18 protein-coding genes are annotated in these 16,361 nt (G+C 41.2%); 6 read left to right on the top strand and 12 right to left on the bottom strand.

Annotated features, from left to right (window positions below; all coding sequences use genetic code 11):
- Nucleotides 1–59: 59 nt before the first annotated feature.
- The gene (locus tag ACP8HI_RS00250) at nucleotides 60–1,859 is read right to left on the bottom strand and encodes a M3 family oligoendopeptidase (RefSeq protein WP_438349168.1); all 1,800 of its coding nucleotides are present in this window, start codon (nucleotides 1,857–1,859) and stop codon (nucleotides 60–62) included.
- Between the two features lie 120 nt (nucleotides 1,860–1,979).
- Here ACP8HI_RS00250 and ACP8HI_RS00245 point away from each other — a divergent pair, with 120 nt between their 5' ends.
- Together ACP8HI_RS00245 and ACP8HI_RS00240 are read left to right on the top strand one after the other, a co-directional pair.
- Nucleotides 1,980–2,147: a YycC family protein gene (locus ACP8HI_RS00245; protein WP_438349167.1), complete on the top strand. Its 168-nt coding sequence runs from the start codon at nucleotides 1,980–1,982 to the stop codon at nucleotides 2,145–2,147.
- Nucleotides 2,144–2,374: a hypothetical protein gene (locus tag ACP8HI_RS00240; RefSeq protein ID WP_438349166.1), complete on the top strand. Its 231-nt coding sequence runs from the start codon at nucleotides 2,144–2,146 to the stop codon at nucleotides 2,372–2,374. The genes ACP8HI_RS00245 and ACP8HI_RS00240 overlap by 4 nt, the downstream gene beginning before the upstream one ends.
- 87 nt (nucleotides 2,375–2,461) lie before the next feature.
- Here the strand turns inward: ACP8HI_RS00240 and ACP8HI_RS00235 are convergent, their stop codons facing one another.
- Nucleotides 2,462–3,169, bottom strand: coding sequence for a DUF2225 domain-containing protein (locus ACP8HI_RS00235; protein ID WP_438349165.1), 708 nt, complete (start codon nucleotides 3,167–3,169; stop codon nucleotides 2,462–2,464).
- Nucleotides 3,170–3,215: 46 nt separating this feature from the next.
- Entirely contained in the window at nucleotides 3,216–3,596 is a 381-nt protein-coding gene (locus tag ACP8HI_RS00230) for a globin (protein WP_438349164.1), read from the bottom strand.
- Nucleotides 3,597–4,000: 404 nt separating this feature from the next.
- On the opposite strand from ACP8HI_RS00230, the gene ylbJ reads away from it, so the two are divergent.
- Together ylbJ and ACP8HI_RS00220 are read left to right on the top strand one after the other, a co-directional pair.
- Entirely contained in the window at nucleotides 4,001–5,263 is a 1,263-nt protein-coding gene (ylbJ, locus tag ACP8HI_RS00225; RefSeq protein WP_438349163.1) for a sporulation integral membrane protein YlbJ, read from the top strand.
- Between the two features lie 67 nt (nucleotides 5,264–5,330).
- A complete protein-coding gene (locus ACP8HI_RS00220; RefSeq protein ID WP_438349162.1) occupies nucleotides 5,331–6,134 on the top strand; it encodes an NAD kinase in 804 nt (267 codons plus the stop codon).
- A 37-nt stretch (nucleotides 6,135–6,171) separates the two neighbouring features.
- Here ACP8HI_RS00220 and ACP8HI_RS00215 read toward each other — a convergent pair whose 3' ends face one another.
- Together ACP8HI_RS00215 and lipA are read right to left on the bottom strand one after the other, a co-directional pair.
- Nucleotides 6,172–6,474, bottom strand: a complete 303-nt coding sequence (locus tag ACP8HI_RS00215) for a YutD family protein (protein ID WP_438349161.1) — start codon at nucleotides 6,472–6,474, stop codon at nucleotides 6,172–6,174.
- Between the two features lie 38 nt (nucleotides 6,475–6,512).
- Entirely contained in the window at nucleotides 6,513–7,394 is an 882-nt protein-coding gene (lipA, locus tag ACP8HI_RS00210) for a lipoyl synthase (protein WP_438349160.1), read from the bottom strand.
- 202 nt (nucleotides 7,395–7,596) lie between these two features.
- Here lipA and ACP8HI_RS00205 point away from each other — a divergent pair, with 202 nt between their 5' ends.
- Nucleotides 7,597–8,685: a M23 family metallopeptidase gene (locus ACP8HI_RS00205; RefSeq protein WP_438349159.1), complete on the top strand. Its 1,089-nt coding sequence runs from the start codon at nucleotides 7,597–7,599 to the stop codon at nucleotides 8,683–8,685.
- A 210-nt stretch (nucleotides 8,686–8,895) separates the two neighbouring features.
- Here the strand turns inward: ACP8HI_RS00205 and yunB are convergent, their stop codons facing one another.
- From yunB to ACP8HI_RS00180, 5 genes are all read right to left on the bottom strand, one after another.
- Nucleotides 8,896–9,690, bottom strand: a complete 795-nt coding sequence (yunB, locus tag ACP8HI_RS00200) for a sporulation protein YunB (RefSeq protein WP_438349158.1) — start codon at nucleotides 9,688–9,690, stop codon at nucleotides 8,896–8,898.
- A gap of 339 nt (nucleotides 9,691–10,029) precedes the next feature.
- Entirely contained in the window at nucleotides 10,030–10,653 is a 624-nt protein-coding gene (locus ACP8HI_RS00195; protein ID WP_438349157.1) for a sugar O-acetyltransferase, read from the bottom strand.
- 106 nt (nucleotides 10,654–10,759) lie between these two features.
- Entirely contained in the window at nucleotides 10,760–11,527 is a 768-nt protein-coding gene (locus ACP8HI_RS00190; protein WP_438349156.1) for a sugar phosphate isomerase/epimerase family protein, read from the bottom strand.
- 33 nt (nucleotides 11,528–11,560) lie between these two features.
- The gene (locus tag ACP8HI_RS00185; RefSeq protein ID WP_438349155.1) at nucleotides 11,561–12,190 is read right to left on the bottom strand and encodes a sugar O-acetyltransferase; all 630 of its coding nucleotides are present in this window, start codon (nucleotides 12,188–12,190) and stop codon (nucleotides 11,561–11,563) included.
- Nucleotides 12,191–12,288: 98 nt separating this feature from the next.
- Nucleotides 12,289–13,683 (bottom strand): MATE family efflux transporter, encoded by a 1,395-nt coding sequence (locus ACP8HI_RS00180; protein ID WP_438349154.1) that lies wholly within the window; start codon nucleotides 13,681–13,683, stop codon nucleotides 12,289–12,291.
- A gap of 130 nt (nucleotides 13,684–13,813) precedes the next feature.
- On the opposite strand from ACP8HI_RS00180, the gene ACP8HI_RS00175 reads away from it, so the two are divergent.
- On the top strand, nucleotides 13,814–14,704 hold the full coding sequence (locus ACP8HI_RS00175) for an AraC family transcriptional regulator (protein WP_438349153.1): 891 nt from the start codon (nucleotides 13,814–13,816) through the stop codon (nucleotides 14,702–14,704).
- Nucleotides 14,705–15,231: 527 nt separating this feature from the next.
- Here the strand turns inward: ACP8HI_RS00175 and ACP8HI_RS00170 are convergent.
- Nucleotides 15,232–15,423: a hypothetical protein gene (locus ACP8HI_RS00170; RefSeq protein WP_438349152.1), complete on the bottom strand. Its 192-nt coding sequence runs from the start codon at nucleotides 15,421–15,423 to the stop codon at nucleotides 15,232–15,234.
- Between the two features lie 130 nt (nucleotides 15,424–15,553).
- Nucleotides 15,554–16,342: a TrmH family RNA methyltransferase gene (locus ACP8HI_RS00165; protein WP_438349151.1), complete on the bottom strand. Its 789-nt coding sequence runs from the start codon at nucleotides 16,340–16,342 to the stop codon at nucleotides 15,554–15,556.
- Between the last annotated feature and the right edge of the window lie 19 nt (nucleotides 16,343–16,361).

Genomic DNA, 16,361 nt, shown 5'->3' with positions numbered 1-16,361 from the left:
AAAAAAGATCCCCTCATCGGGAATCTTCATCCTTTTTCTACGTTATATTCAATACCTACTCACACCAAATGTTCTGTCATTTCCATAAACTCGTTCACATCAGCGACACATAGATCAATAGCGCTTTGCCAGAATTCAGGACCCGTCAAATCTACGGCCAGATGCTTAGAAGCTAATTCTTCCACAGTCATCACACCGGTATCCTGCAACAAAAGATCATATTTCTCGGCAAATGATGCACCTTCCTGTTGTGCGCGGACATAAAGCCCGGTACTAAACATGTATCCAAATGTATAGGGAAAGTTATAGAATGGAACATCCGTGATATAGAAATGAAGCTTTGCCGCCCAGAAATGAGGGTGATACGACGATAATGCTCCACAGAAAGCTTCTTCTTGTGCCTCTTCCATAAGCTTACTTAACTCATGTGCACTGACAAGTCCATTCTTACGAAGATCATAGAAGCGAGTTTCGAATAAGAATCGGGAATGAATATTCATAAAGAAAGCAATACTATTCTGAATTTTCTCTTCAAGTAAAGCAAGTTTCTCCTGTGGATCTATCGCTGCCTTGACCAGTGCATCAGCTACAATCATCTCAGCAAAAGTAGATGCCGTCTCTGCGACATTCATAGCATAGTCTTGATTCAACACATGTAATTCATTCATAAGATGCTGATGATACCCGTGGCCAAGCTCATGTGCAAGCGTTGAAACGTTAGAAGCCGTACCCGCATAAGTCATGAATATTCGTGTTTCTTTACTTACAGAAAGCGATGTACAGAACCCACCTGGGCGTTTGCCAGGACGATCTTCTGCTTCAATCCACTCATTATCAAAAGCCATCTCTGTGAATTCAGCCAATTTCGGGCTGAATGTACGGAACTGCTTAACGATTTCTTCTGCGGCTTCCTGATAAGTAATTTTACCTGACACTGTGCCAATGGGTGCTTCCACATCTGCCCAACTTAATTTTTCCACACCAAGAATTTGTGCTTTGCGCTCCAAATACTTTACAAACACGGGCTTGTTATCAATAATGACGTTCCACATCGCATCTAGTGTTTGTTGGGACATTCGGTTAATCGTTAGCGGTTCTTTCAGTATTCCATCCCAGCCACGACGATCATACAATTTAAGACGGAAACCTGCCAAGTGATTCAGTGTGTCTGCACAGTAGTCCTCTGCCTTAGTCCACGTTTCCTCCCACTTGTCGAACATAGCCTCTCTTGTAGCTCGACTCGGATCATGAAGTTTGTTCGCTGCTTGTCCTGCGGACAACATCACAGTTGCACCGTTGTCATCGAATGGGATTTGCACATGGCTGACAATCGTATCGTAGAATTCACCCCAACCATGATATCCATCCACAGCCAAATCAAGCGCAAGACTTTCAAGTTCAGGACTTAACTTCTCCCGAGCATGTTCACGACTCTCACTTAGAACAAATGAGAGTTCACGCACTTCCTCACGTTCCATCCATTGCTTCCAGACCCCATCATCTGTACTACGAAGCAAATGTTCGAACTCAGCACTAACACTCTTAATCTGTGCTTGTAAATTCGTCACTTTACCTGATAATTGAACTGCCTTCTTGTCCTGTTGATCTTGGGCTCCCAAACAAGAGACGAAAGAACTAGCTTCAGAAGCCCGCTCCACACAACTTGCATATGCTGCAATAAATCCGTCGAACGCTTTGGTTCCTTCAATATCAGAAGGAGCCGCAGTCCCCATAATATACGTCCGGATCTGCTTTACATCTTCTTCTAATTTTCCTAAAAAGTCGTTCAGATCTTTAGATGATGATCCACCTGGAAAAACAGACTCTAAATTCCATGTTAATGATAACTTGGATTTCATTACGTAAATCCCCTTTCAAACCCCACTATATTAATATTTCATTTGAATTGAACTACAGGAAACGGTATAACTATACTATGCGATCGTACTAAGACATATTTACATTGGAGGAATATTAACATGAGACCATTACAAATATCAGCCGAAACCGCCATCACTCTATCGAAAAAATTAGGTGTCCCGATTGAGCACCTTATGCATATGCCACAACATATTCTTATGCAAAAAATTGCTGAGCTTAGCACAGAAGAGGCTTCCAAGCCTTCCATTGAAGAGGATCCATCGTGATTCCATTCCAAAACACTTGGCCTTATGACATAATAATGGGTGATATTTATGTACAGACCTGTCCCTTTTGCGCAAAGAATAATATTCTCATTCCTATGAAACCGGAGGAACTTCAAGTGATCCATGAGGGAAAGAAAAAGCTTCTTGTCTTCCCCTGCTGCAATAATAAGATCAACATCATCGACGTTGATACCGATTACTTATTATCTGATCAACCCATTCGCTAATCCGATGATGCTAAATGAAAGCACGCTTAGAGTTTAACGGATAGGCATAATCATATGCGACATCTGTTATTCTCTAAGCGCATATGATTATTCCGAATCCTTCATCTGATCAGGCAAATCCATTTTTTTCGCCATCATTTGCTCTCTTAAGACAGTCCATTGTTCTCTTGATGCACGAATCATCGCAGCATCCATGATATTTTTATCATTAATAACACGTGAGAACCACTGCACAGCTTCATTAAAATTGCCTACTCTACGATTGATTTCCCCAATCAAATATAATAAACGAGCATTGTTCGCTCCTATACCTTCATTCTCATACACATGTATGTACGAATCTAAGCAGAACTTCAAAAATCGTTGTTCCTGTTCATGCTCTCCCTTATAACGATATAACCACGCAATATGTTGAAGAAGACTTGCAATAATAGTCTGTGAATCGCCAATAGTCTGGGCTGACAGTAATGCTAGCTTATATGTCTCGAGTGCTGTATCCCAATCTCGCTTTCCACCGAAGTCTCGTTCAATCCAGCGCACATTTATCTGCGTCTTGATAAGCTTTTTCTGATTCTCCGTAATTCTCGTAGCCGAATTCTCAGTAGAAGTAAATCCACATTTAGGACATACCCGCACTACATAGTAATCAGGATTCTCATTCTTGTAATATGCGCAGAAATCAGCATCCGTTCGCACTGCTTTCTTAAAGCTTGGTCGAACTCGTGAGGTCTTAAATTCATGATCGCAATTCAAGCAAGTAACTTTAATAGTATAAAGAGGTTCCAACGTGCTCAATATTTCGACTTCCTTTCTTGTGCATTCAATGTCAATATCATTACCTTTATGAAGGGCTATTTACGAAATGACGAGCAGGACCAGAAAGTCTATTTAACACAAAACCTCGTAGAGGCTCTTCTGCACCAATATCAGTAAGGGCTTCTCCCATACATCTCAGCCAAGCTTCACCGTGCTTTTCTGTAATTGGAAAAGGTAAGTGTCTTGCTCTCATCATGGGATGTCCATATTCCTCAGAATACAGAGAAGGTCCGCCGAAGAATTGACTTAAGAACATATACTGTTTCTCCATCACTGGATTAATATCCTCTGGAAATAGAGGGCCCAATAACGGGTCATTCTGTACCTTGGGATAAAAAGATTCAACTAGCGCACGCAAGGCCACTTCCCCGCCAAGATTATCATAAATACTTTGATTAGGATCCAATTAGAAGTCACCATCTTTCAATTCAATTATATATAGAACTGAATTATAGTATACCTTAAAACAGAAAAAGGCGCTAAACACGTTTGTGTTTAACACCCTTACGTTAAGTTAGTAGCTTCTCCAGTCCTCTTCACCAGAATGAATTAATGAGGCACGAATGACATACACGAAAGCACAGACGATAATACCAGCAATAACACCCACGATCCCATCACTCCATCCTTATCATATATATCATTAGAAGATAAGCGTCAATATGTTTATTTTATCATAGTTTTTCTAAAAAGACACCCGAAATGTAACCGCTTACTAACTTATTATAGTACTGTTTGTCCTACAAGTGTCATAAAACTAGGTATAACAGAAGGTGTTTATTCAAGGTTACACTAGGTCGGGGGGCGCATATGATGAGTATAAAATCCTTGAGAGTCCAGATTCTTATCACCATTCTAATGGGGCTTTGTCTGCTCATGTTTGTGTATCCCGCTGCATACCTAGAAGCAGCCATACGCGGATTGGCTATTTGGTGGGATGTGTTATTCCCTTCACTCTTCCCATTCTTTATCATATCTGAAGTTCTTTTAGGAATTGGTATCGTTCATTTGATAGGTACGCTACTCGATCCCTTTATGAAGCCAATCTTTCGCATCCCTGGAAGTGGGGGGTTCGTTGCTGCCATGGGTTATGTATCTGGTTATCCAATAGGTGCCAAATTGACAGCACAATTATGGGAGCAGAAAATGATAAACAGAGATGAAGGAGAACGTTTAGTTGCTTTTACTACATCCTCTGACCCCATCTTCCTAATTGGTGCGGTTTCTATAGGCTTTTTTCACAACCAACTGATTGTTCCCATATTAGCCATTGCTCACTACGGTGGAGGATTTCTTGTAGGCATTCTTATGCGTTATCATGGTGCAAGATCATCACAAGAAACGAAACCTGTATCCAGTGTACATACTAAGTCACACAATAGCCGTCTGCGAGATGCACTACGGGCTATGCACAAAGCAAGAAGGCAGGATGGCAGAAACGTATCCGAGCTCCTTCAGCAAGCTATACAATCCTCATTACACCTTATTATTGTCGTTGGGGGTCTTGTTGTCTTCTTCTCTGTGTTTCTAGAACTACTTACACAAGTAGGTGTTATGAAGTGGCTTTATCTCGTTATTGAGCAAGTACTATCATTCATCGGGATGCCTCCTGATCTATCCAAATCATTAGTTGGGGGGATCTTTGAGGTTACCTTGGGTGCGCGTTATGCTGGCGAGCCCACGTCCATCATACCTCTTTCCTTTAAAGTTACTGCAGCAGCTTTTATTCTCTCATGGGGGGGACTATCCGTTCATGCACAAATTGCAAGTATTCTCCATTCTACAAATTTAAGGTACTGGCCTTTTCTCGTTGCACGTTTGGTACATGGAATTATCGCTGCTTGTATTGTGCAAATACTTTGGGTGCCGCTAGCGGGAGGAATAGAGTCGCAGAGTACCCTTAGCCCTGTTGGCTTGTCTACTCAAGCTTTACCCTTCATTCATTCACCTCAAGGATATATGTATATCCTTTGTATTTTCGTGTTGATTCTCTTTGCAATAGTCATACTATCCGTTATTTGTACCTACATGAAATCGTTGTGGATGCATCTAATACACACTATCGGTAAATGAACAGTTGTGTTCTTCCCCGATATTGATTATGATCGATGTAAACCCATGATAAAGGAGCTTATCACCCTTGAGATACTATGTTCTGGACCGCGGAGATCAATTATCTGTTGACTTGGCAGAACAATTCCACAAACTTGCGGCACAGCGTAATTTTGAAATGGATGCAGAAACGCCCGAAATTGTAATTTCTATTGGCGGAGATGGCACAATGTTGCACGCCTTTCATACGTTTGCTGACCATATTCCTAACATTGCATTTGTTGGAGTACATACGGGCCACTTAGGGTTTTACTCGGATTGGAAATCAGACGAACTGGCCGAATTAGTTGATCTTATGAGTACTAATCTCCTATCTGCGGACAACTCAGCACGTATCGTGAAATACCCGCTCCTAGAGCTTACCATTCATAAGAAATCAGGAACCAGCTCTCACATAGCTCTGAATGAATTTACACTCAAAGGCGTTTATAGCACCCTTGTAGCTCAAATCGATATTAACGATACTACCTTCGAAATGTTTAGAGGGGATGGCATTTGTGTCTCAACGCCTTCAGGAAGCACGGCCTATAACAAAAGTCTCGGAGGAGCGATGGTTCATCCATCTATTGAAGCCATACAAATTGCCGAAATCGCCTCCATTAATAATCGTATTTATCGTACTATGGGAGCGCCTCTCTTGCTTCCCAAACACCACCACTGTGATATTTACCCAAGTAAAGATCAGCGTTTATTAATTACCATTGACCATATTGCCATACCCGTCGATGATTTAATATCCATTAGTTGCAAAGTAGCCGAACATAAAATTAGCTTCGCAAGATATCGACCTTATCCTTTCTGGAATCGAGTTAGATCCGCTTTTCTACGCTAATCATTCAATATCTACACAAAAAAGAGCAACCCTTTACTCAAGGGTTGCTCTTTTCCTTTGGTTGCGATTCACGGCTCTTCTGAAGAACAAAATAAGCACATCCAAAATTACAGTATTCGTTAATATAATCCACCATACTAGAGAAAGAAGATTCCTTCGTAGCCTTTGGATGGTTATCTCGGTAAAAGCCCTTCAAACGCAGTTGACTATATCCCCAGTCACCAATAATATAATCGTATCTTTCCAACACGTCGCTATACCGATCATGGAAGGCCTCTGGGTTCCAGCCATCTTTATGATCTTTCAATATTTCATAGTTTTTTCCGTCTTCAACAATCAAGCAACATTCCCCTGCCTTTCCTCATGAGTGAATCCGTCCTACATATGCAGAGCAGCTGACTTCACCTGTTCATGTGCACGATATGAACTTCGAACAAGTGGACCCGATTCTACGTGGCTAAATCCTCTTTTCAATCCTTCTTCTTTCAATAAAGCGAAGTCCGCAGGTGGTATATATTTCACCACATCCAGATGCTTCGGTGAAGGTTGTAAATACTGACCTAGCGTCAGTATATTGCAATCAACCGCTCGCAAGTCATCCATAGCCTGTAAAATTTCATCCCATTCTTCTCCAAGCCCAAGCATAATACTCGACTTCGTTGGAATCGTGGGCTTTAACACCTTAGCATTGCGTAATAGTTCTAATGATCGACTATATTTAGCCTTAGCACGTACACGATCAGATAGACGTTCTACCGTCTCAATATTGTGATTCAGAATATCAGGCTTAGCCTCCATTACAATCCGTAATGCATCCGGATTCCCTAGGAAATCCGGAATTAATACTTCCACACTGCAAAGGGGTAGACGTTTGCGAACAGCATGTATTGTAGCTACGAATATAGAAGCCCCACCATCCTGTAAATCATCGCGAGCAACACTCGTAATGACACAGTGTTGCAAGTTCATACTCTGCGCAGCTTCAGCTACACGTTCAGGTTCTTCCAAATCCAGTTCTGTTGGCATGCCCGTATTGACTGCACAGAAACGACAAGCTCGTGTACATATATCACCCAAAATCATAAATGTTGCGGTACGGTTGGCCCAGCATTCATAAATGTTCGGACATCGCGCTTCTTCACACACAGTATGAAGAGTCTTCGCTCGCATCATACTCTTTATTTCCTGATAATTATCTCCGGTAGTTAATTTAATCTTTATCCAATCTGGCTTAGGTTCTTTCGTGGTACTTCTCGACAATTAAATATACCACCTTTCATACATTTTATATCGCTTCAATTTTCTAAGTATATCACGAAAGCTAGCCAATTACCTTATTTTCACACCTTAATAAACTGTTTGGATAAAATCAACCTTATTGATTCACCCTAAGGAAAGACACTATCGGGTGATTCCAATTCAATGGTACGAAATCATCTTCAAACAATAAGGAGGTTGACGGATGTTTCCCCTTCGAAAAACTAAGAATAAACATTTATGCAGATGGATTAGTATCTCAATTGCTACTATCCTAACGCTAAACTACAGCACACCTTTGGAAGCTACTGAAGCCCCTCCGGTATCGAAAGGAAGCGATACACTTCAGAATAACGACGTCTACTCATCACGAAGAACACTCTATGATAAAATCAGCACAGTAACCCAAATCCCTTGGTATCGACTTGCAGCCATTGATCAATATGAACGAACTCTAACTAAGGCTAATCCAAAAAACCGATCGCATCTTCCTCGTCTTAGTGGCGTATATATGTCTTCACCCGCCTGGTCTGGAGCGCTTAATCCTGATCCGATTGATAGCAATCCATTATCTATAGCCATATTTGGTGGCATAGGTCGAGATGGTTCAGGCGACCAGCTAGCAGATGCCAATAACGATATGGATATCCTCTATAGTATGGCTACTTACCTACTTCAATACGGACAATCTCAGAATGATTTCAGTATTGCTCTTTGGGAATATTACCACAATAGTCGTGCCGTACAACGTATCCAACAATTCTCTAAGTTATACGAAAAATTCAGTGCACTAGAATTAACACGTCACGCCTTCCCTCTTCCCCTGAAGAGCCAATATTCTTACCAAAGCACCTGGGGCACTGGACGTAACTGGGGAGGATTTCGTATTCATGAAGGAACCGATCTCTTCGCAGGCTATGGTGTTCCTGTTCATAGTACGAGCTATGGCATCATTGAAATGAAAGGCTGGAATTCATTCGGAGGATGGCGAATCGGTATTCGGGATATTAACAACCATTATCATTACTTCGCACATCTAATGGGGTACGAAAAAGGATTGGAAACAGGAGATATCGTTACAGCTGGGCAGGTCATTGGCTATGTAGGTAGTTCGGGATATGGTAAACCGGGTACACAAGGTAAATTCCCTCCACATCTTCATTATGGCATTTATCGCGATAGCGGGTTGACCGAATGGTCATTTGATCCTTACCCGCTTCTTCATCGCTGGGAGCAAGAAGAACGAAAATCCCATAAACAAGACAAAAAAAATATTGGAAGACCGCTACGATAACGGATTGTCCTTACTATCGCTGTTGCCCTCCGATTTCTTGATTGTATTCCGCTTTAGCGGTTGAAATCAGAGGGCAAAGCATATGCCTCCGAAGTAGCTTTCCGTAGGAAAGCTTGTAGGCGAACGCTTACGCTTCTACAGGACAATTCCGTTACCTTCGCTACTTCGAACATTAGGCCTTTTTTCTATAAGTACTGATTTTTGTTTATTTTACGGATGATCTAATTCAGACTGTTTAGGGGTAGCGGTTACTGGATTCTTGTCACTACTGTTTTCCGAGTTACTAGCTACACCTAACGGTATTGAAATGTTCGGAGCATTTTCTCCATTTCCTCCAACAGGCTGACCCTTCGAATTGTAATAATACATAGGTACATCCCCCACCACAAGCAAATATGAAATTGGGATTTCCGTATCTACAATTTCCTGTTCCATATCGAAAGGAATAACTACAGCGACATCTACACTAACATGAATATAGACTTCTACCAGAATCATATTGATGCCAGCATCGTGCTGTCTTGTGGACAGCTCTACCTTAGCCGCTCCTTGAGGTTCAATTCGCACCGGAATCCCAGGACCAAATGAAGCCAACATAGGACTCCCTAGTGCCATTCCCACAGGAATATGTTCCGACAATTGATGAACATTATCTAAGGTAGCTTGAACGACATTAAACGTATTGGCTGTAATTTTCATATGTTCCGCATAATTCAACATAAACCCAGCTACTTTTCCTGATGTATCCATTTTCCAATTCACCAGTTGATCGAAATCTTGTCCTTGCGTAACCTGTGCGCTAATAGCCTGATTGATCGCTTCCGTTGCTAGTTGCTTCACTCTGATCTTCGCTAAATGCATAATGGGAGGTTTCAGATTACGATCTATGTAAGCAAATCCCTGAATTAGAATGATTAAAAAGACAAGGATTCCTACGAGCCACAACCTCCGTCTACTACCAGGTTTACTGCTTCGTTGGCTATGCCACTTCGCCCTTCTTCTCATCGTTAACCTCCAATGCCGACAACATGTCTCTATACAAGCATATGATGAGATTTAGTGAAAAAGAAGACAAAGAACATTCCATCAAGCCATTCGCTCAATGAATGTTCTTCGCCTTATTGTTTTCATTTAATGACTTCTATTAATCGAGAATTATTCATTTTCCTTCTGCAACTGCTTTTGCCGCATGTTCTCCGCTCAAGCGGCCGCTAGTTAGCGCATATTGAACAGCGCTACCTGACATATAGACTTGGTTGTAAAGATCGCTCTCTGGTATATTTAAGGAAGAACACATCAAAAAAATCGCTGGCCTTTCGGGATTCTTTTTATATCGGTAAGATTTTAGGAGTGTAATTTTAAATCTTCAGTAACGATCTTACGATCTTTGAAATAGTATATTTTATCATTTTCGTTGATTTCACGCAGTACTCTGCACGGAGTGCCTACAGCAACTACATTTGCTGGAATATCCTTGGTAACAACGCTTCCTGCCCCGATTACGGTATTATCACCAATGGTAATGCCGGGAGTAATAATGACTCCTGCTCCTAACCAACAATTTCTTCCAATATGAATGGGAGCATTAAATTGGCTTACTTGCTCTCGAAGCTCAGGTAAAATCGGATGTCCTGCTGTTGCCACGGTCACATTCGGGCCGAACATTGTGTAGTCGCCAACATAGATATGGGTATCGTCTACCAGTGTCAAATTGAAGTTAGCATAAATATTCCTGCCGAAGTGGACATGCTTCCCGCCCCAATTTGCATGAAACGGCGGTTCAATATAACATTCCTCACCAATTTCAGCAAACATTTCTTTAAGCATGGCTGTCCGTTTTTCAATTTCCGAAGGGCGTGTTATGTTAAAGTCATATAGTCGCTCAAGACAAAGTGTCTGCTCCTTCATCAGCTGCTCATCACTTAGCAAGTACAACTCCCCATTGTGCATTTTCTCTCTAACGTCCATTTACTTAGCTCCTTTACCTCAAATAATGAATTCTTGCGTTGCTCCTGATAATCGGCATAAGGTATTTTAGCATCTAATTTTATCACTGAAAAGATCGAATCTATTATTATTGTAGAGTAATTCCATATTTAGAAATATAGTCGAAGCTCTCCTTGGCACAGACAAATGCATCTTTCTGCCAGTTTTCCTGCTCTGTCAACCCCCACTTCACTCCTGTACGGTGACAAGCTTCGAAAATCGGGGGCCAATCTATTTTTCCCTGCCCAACAGGTACCAGGTATTCATTACCATCCGGAAAAACCACAAAGTCTTTGAAATGGCAAATTTCTACCCGTCCCCTATATTTCTCTAACAAAGCTATGGGATCATTTCCCGCCCGTACAGCTTGCATAACACATAGTGTTAAGCCTATCTCGTGGGGGAATAGTGCCATGATCATATCTACTGCGCTTATTCCACTAACCGATTCGAAATTAAACCACAGGGGATGGAACGTGAGACTGATCCCCTGTTCCCCCAGCACCTGTGAAATCCTTAACATCTCAGCAGCGAAAGCTTTTAGGCCTTCTCTTGTCATCTGCTCCTTAGGGATAGTGCTGATGCAGAGGGACTTACTGCTCCACAGCTGGTTCATTTTCACATAGTAATCAAGATTGTCTCGAACCTGTACAAAGTCATCTTGAGTAGCAATGCAGGTAAGCCCCGTCTCTTGGAGTGCCTCTGCCGTAAATTCCAACGGAATAGAGGGATCGATCCATTGAAGCTGCAGGTGGCGGTAACCTATGTCCCGTAGTTTGTGAAAAGTGGCTAACAGATCATTTGGAGTAGTGAGATAGGGCTTAAGACTAGAAGCTTGGAATCCCAGTAAAGTCATATCTATCTTCCTTTCTCTAAAACATCAATTTATTTACCATTGAACTTGATCTGCTCGCATGTTTTTGTAATAGTACATCCTGTCATTCTCCGTAATTTCACGAAGCACCTTGCATGGGTTTCCGACAGCAATCACATTAGCTGGGATATCCTTGGTAACCACACTTCCAGCACCAATGACACAACCTTTTCCAAGGGTGACACCCGGTACAATAATGGCACCACTGCCGATCCATACATCATCCTCAATTACTACTGGTAAAGCAAACATTCCACCTTCTCTACGTAAGTCAGGATGTACAGGATGACTCGTAACTGCAATAGTAACATTGGGACCAAACATCACATTGTTTCCAATTGTAACTTTATAATCATCCACAACAGTAAGATTGAAGTTTATATACACATTACTTCCCACCGTGGTGTTGGAGCCATATGCCATGCGAATCGGGGGCTCCATCCATACATTCTCTCCAATACTTCCAAACAGTTCTTTCATCAATGCAGATCGCTTCTCTGTATCGTCAGGGTGCAAGCGATTGATTTCATAACATAGAGCTTTACCCCGCTGACGGGCATGAGCAAGTTCAGCCGCCTCCTCGGGATAATTAGCGTCATGGTCAGTGAATAATTGGATACTTGCCATTCTTTCTCGAATATTCATTTCTCATTCTCCTTTTTCGCGATATTTATACTCTCTTTTAACATAAAGCAAACAATGAACCTTTCAAAGTTCTACTGAGGCTGGAAAAAAGGTCCACCTTATCTTGTTTCAGAAAAATTTTTTGTAATATTATTTAGCCATTTGAATTGTCGATACCTTATTAAAGCGACTGGCAGCTTAATGATTTCATCCAAACTTAACACCGCATATAAAGTAATTGGCGGCAGTTTCCACACAAAAGCACAGAGATATCCCAATGGTAGTATGATGCCCCACATAACCACAGTATCGCACCAGAAGCCAAATTTAGAATCTCCTCCAGCGCTGAATATACCAGCAATTATTGTCGTATTCATCGACTTTGCAATACAGTAATAAGCGCATATATAAAGCATTCCATGAAGATAATTTTGTGCAGTATTATTCAAATCCACCATAAACACCAACGGTTTAATTAGCAAAATAGCCACACCTGCAAGGATACCAAACAAGAACGCATACAAGTTCATCCTATTACCGGCTTTTTTGGCCATCTCGATCTCACCGTTACCTAAATATTTCCCTATAAGCACCGAGCCACCTGTGGCAATACCTCCGCATAATACAACGGCCAAATTCTTTACTACCGACGCAACAGAATTAGCTGCGACCATATCAGCGTTTACATGTCCAAATATTGCTGTCATTGCAGTCAAAGCGCATCCCCAAACGATGTAATTGCCCTGTACAGGCATAGTGTATCTCAAGTAATCCTTAAGTAATTTCCGCTGAATGGCATCTCGTGCAGGTAACTGGAATCGGATATTTCCCCGTGTATTGGAATACAATAGGCACCATCCAAGTTCAAGGAAACGAGTAAAAACTGTCGTAAGCGCAACAGCCATTATCGCTTTTTCAGGCACACCTGGAAAAAAGACAAATATACACAATGCGTTTAATAGGATGTTCAAGAGCAATCCAATAGAGCTAATCAGAGCACTTAGACGTGCTTTTTCCATACTTCTTATCATGCCGAGAAAAATCTGAGTAATACCCATTGCGAGATAGGAAAAAGAATTGGAACGCAAAAAAATTGCACCATATCTAACCAGTTCCTCATCATTCGTAAAAAAACGCATCAAAGTATCTGAAAAAAATAAGGAAATTATGAAAAAAAGAAAAGATACACAAATTGAAAACACACAGGCGATACTAAAAATCCGCTGTATGGTCTGCAGATCCTTTTTCCCCCAGTATTGAGCAGTCAGAATACCTGCCCCTGTCGACATTCCCATATAGAACAATGTCAATACAAAAGTTATTTGTCCTGCTAAAGATACGGCTGACATCGCAGATTGCCCAACAACACCCAGCATTACAATATCCGCTGAAACAGCTGTTGCTGAAATCAGGTTCTGTAATGCAATTGGAATCACTAAGGTTATCAACGCACGATTAAACTTACGATTAAAATCGACTTCCATCGTGCTTATCATTTTTGCACGTTTTTGCACCTCAACCCCCTACTTTCATAAAATAACTTAAATCCAGCCTGTCAAAATTGTACTTCATTACGTTTGTCTTTTCCCCCAAAATTGGTTATTATAATATCAAAATCGTATAAATTTAAGTATGAGGGTAACTATGAACAAACCACTTGAAGTGTTTTCAGATTTATCGGAACGATTAAATTATAATCTTCCTGATTTCCCGTTATATGTGCGAAAAGGATCGCTACATCAATTTGACAGATTCGCTGCCGCTTATCATTGGCATCCGGATCTCGAGTTTATTTTAGTAATCGATGGATCAATGGAGTATTTTGTGAATGGTCAGACTATACATCTTGATACGGGCAATGGAATCTTCGTCAACAGTAAGCGCCTCCACTACGGATTTTCCGCAGATAAGACCGATTGCTCTTACATTGTGGTCGTTATCCATCCTACGCTGCTTGGTGAAGGCACACTTGCGGGCAAAGTGTATTTGGAAGAAAAATTCGGTTCGAATACTGACGATTATATATTATTGACATCTCAAATACCTTGGCAACTCGAAGCTTTGCTTTCACTTACTCAGTTGTACGATGAAATGCACAGCAATGCAGACAATTTACTTCGATTATTGTCGCAGGCAACGTCTCTATGTGCCCGCGTAGGCGATCATATACAACAAGTTTCCAGAAATAATGACGATGAATATGCATGGATGACAATTCGCAAGATGACTGGACATATCCATCAGAGTTATGACCTTAAGATAACAATTAATGAGATTGCAACCGCCGGTTCTGTATGCAGGAGCAGATGCTGTGAACTATTCAAAAAGTATGTAGGCCAGACACCAAACAATTATCTAATTAAGTACCGTATTCAAAAAAGCTGTGAGATGCTGCTGGAAACCAATAGACCTGTCAGTGAGATAGCGATTGCATGCGGTTTTCAAACTGCAAGCTATTTTTCTTATGTTTTTCGTAATCTAATAGGTTTGGTACCACAAGATTTTCGCAAGCAAACAACAGTTTCCTTTCAGTAGTAATTGAACCTTCCCAATAACCGCAGAAGACTTCCATGTCTTCAGTTATACATTTTTTACTACCAGGGCATTTTATGAACTTTTATTCGACAAAATCGATACCCATGCTAAGTATACAAAACAAAAGAACAGGAGTAGTCATTTACTCCTGCTTTTTTGTAGGGATTCAGAAAAATTAGTACCATGGTTAGACGCTTCTGGCTTTTTAAGTCCACCATACCTGTGTCCCCGACCTATCCAGCTGGTTTGCGAAAAAACGTATGATTCTGAAGCTCGTCAATAGAAATACAAGTTAACTGGCTTAATAGCTATTTTTATAACTGGATTGATATCAATATGATAGTATCTTCTTCCACTTATTTCAGAGTTCTTCTTTGTGCTTATTTGTTTTAAAATGTTGAGAAAATTCGTGCCATTTGCCTCAGCTAACCTAAAGAGGTAGCTGCTTAAAGCCTCTTGCTCCCTAATATTCGGTCTGATCTTATATCGCTCCGACATCAGTTCATTCCTCATATGTACGAATTTCGTCATTTTAATTGACTCTTCTTTAATTTATAGCTCGCATACTCAATAATGTCCTCTTGATAATCATTTGGTAGATTGCGATACATAGACAGAAGTTTTAACTCTCTTGAGATGAAAGTAGAAGTTACTTCGCTTTCCTTTTCAATTTCGAGCAGCCAGTTCAGATCGACTCCCAAATTCTTTCTTAACTCCATGAGTGTCTCTGATGAGGGTCATCATCTCACAACCTATCAGCTTTTTAAAAATAACTAAAAACCCTTGATACATCAAGGATTTTCAATTCATCTACTGTCTCAAAAGATATCCTAACCCACAACTGGATAGCTATTTTGAATGATGCCTCTGCCTCATCACCTCAAACATCAATATTGAAGAGGCCATACCCACGTTCAGAGACTCTGCTTGTCCACGCATAGGGATAATTAATGTATCATCAACTAACTGCTGTACGCGCTCAGATACACCTTGTGCTTCGTTGCCAACAAGCAACCATGTGGAGGCAGAGAAGTTGTATTCGTAACATGTACACGTTGCCTGGAGGCTGGTGCTGATCAATCGAGCTCCGCTCTGCTTAGCTTGTGGCAATATATCAAGCAAATTCCCCTCTACGACAGGCAGATGAAAGAATGATCCCATCGTTGATCTAATCGTCTTGGGATTGTAGACATCTGCACACCCATGACCCACAATAACACCATCTGCCCCCGCTGCATCCGCACTGCGTATGATCGTACCTACATTCCCAGGATCTTGCACACCATCTAAGACCATCACTAGACTATTCTTGATGGAAAGTAACTGATCTAGATTAACTGGGCTTTTGCGAATAACCGCAAATATCGGTTGAGGCGTAACAGTATCCGTACATTTACCGATCACCGCTGCCGATACAGCGATCCATTCTGCATCATTTGAACTTATATACTTTAATTCCGCAGGAACTCCCTTGGCCATATCATAAACTATACACTCTATATCCGCTTCAGACTGCAAGGCTTCCTTAACTAGATGAACGCCCTCCACAACAAATTTATTACTTCGATCCCGATGCTTCTTCTCCAACAACTGCGCCCATTCTTTCACTCGCGCATTGTTTAGGGATGTAATCTCCATCTTAATCCCATCCTTATCC

The organism is Paenibacillus sp. FA6, assembly GCF_051550225.1.
GTDB lineage: Bacteria > Bacillota > Bacilli > Paenibacillales > Paenibacillaceae > Paenibacillus_AQ.
Note: the sequence above shows the minus strand (reverse complement) of the source record. Positions and strands in the feature narration are given on the sequence as shown.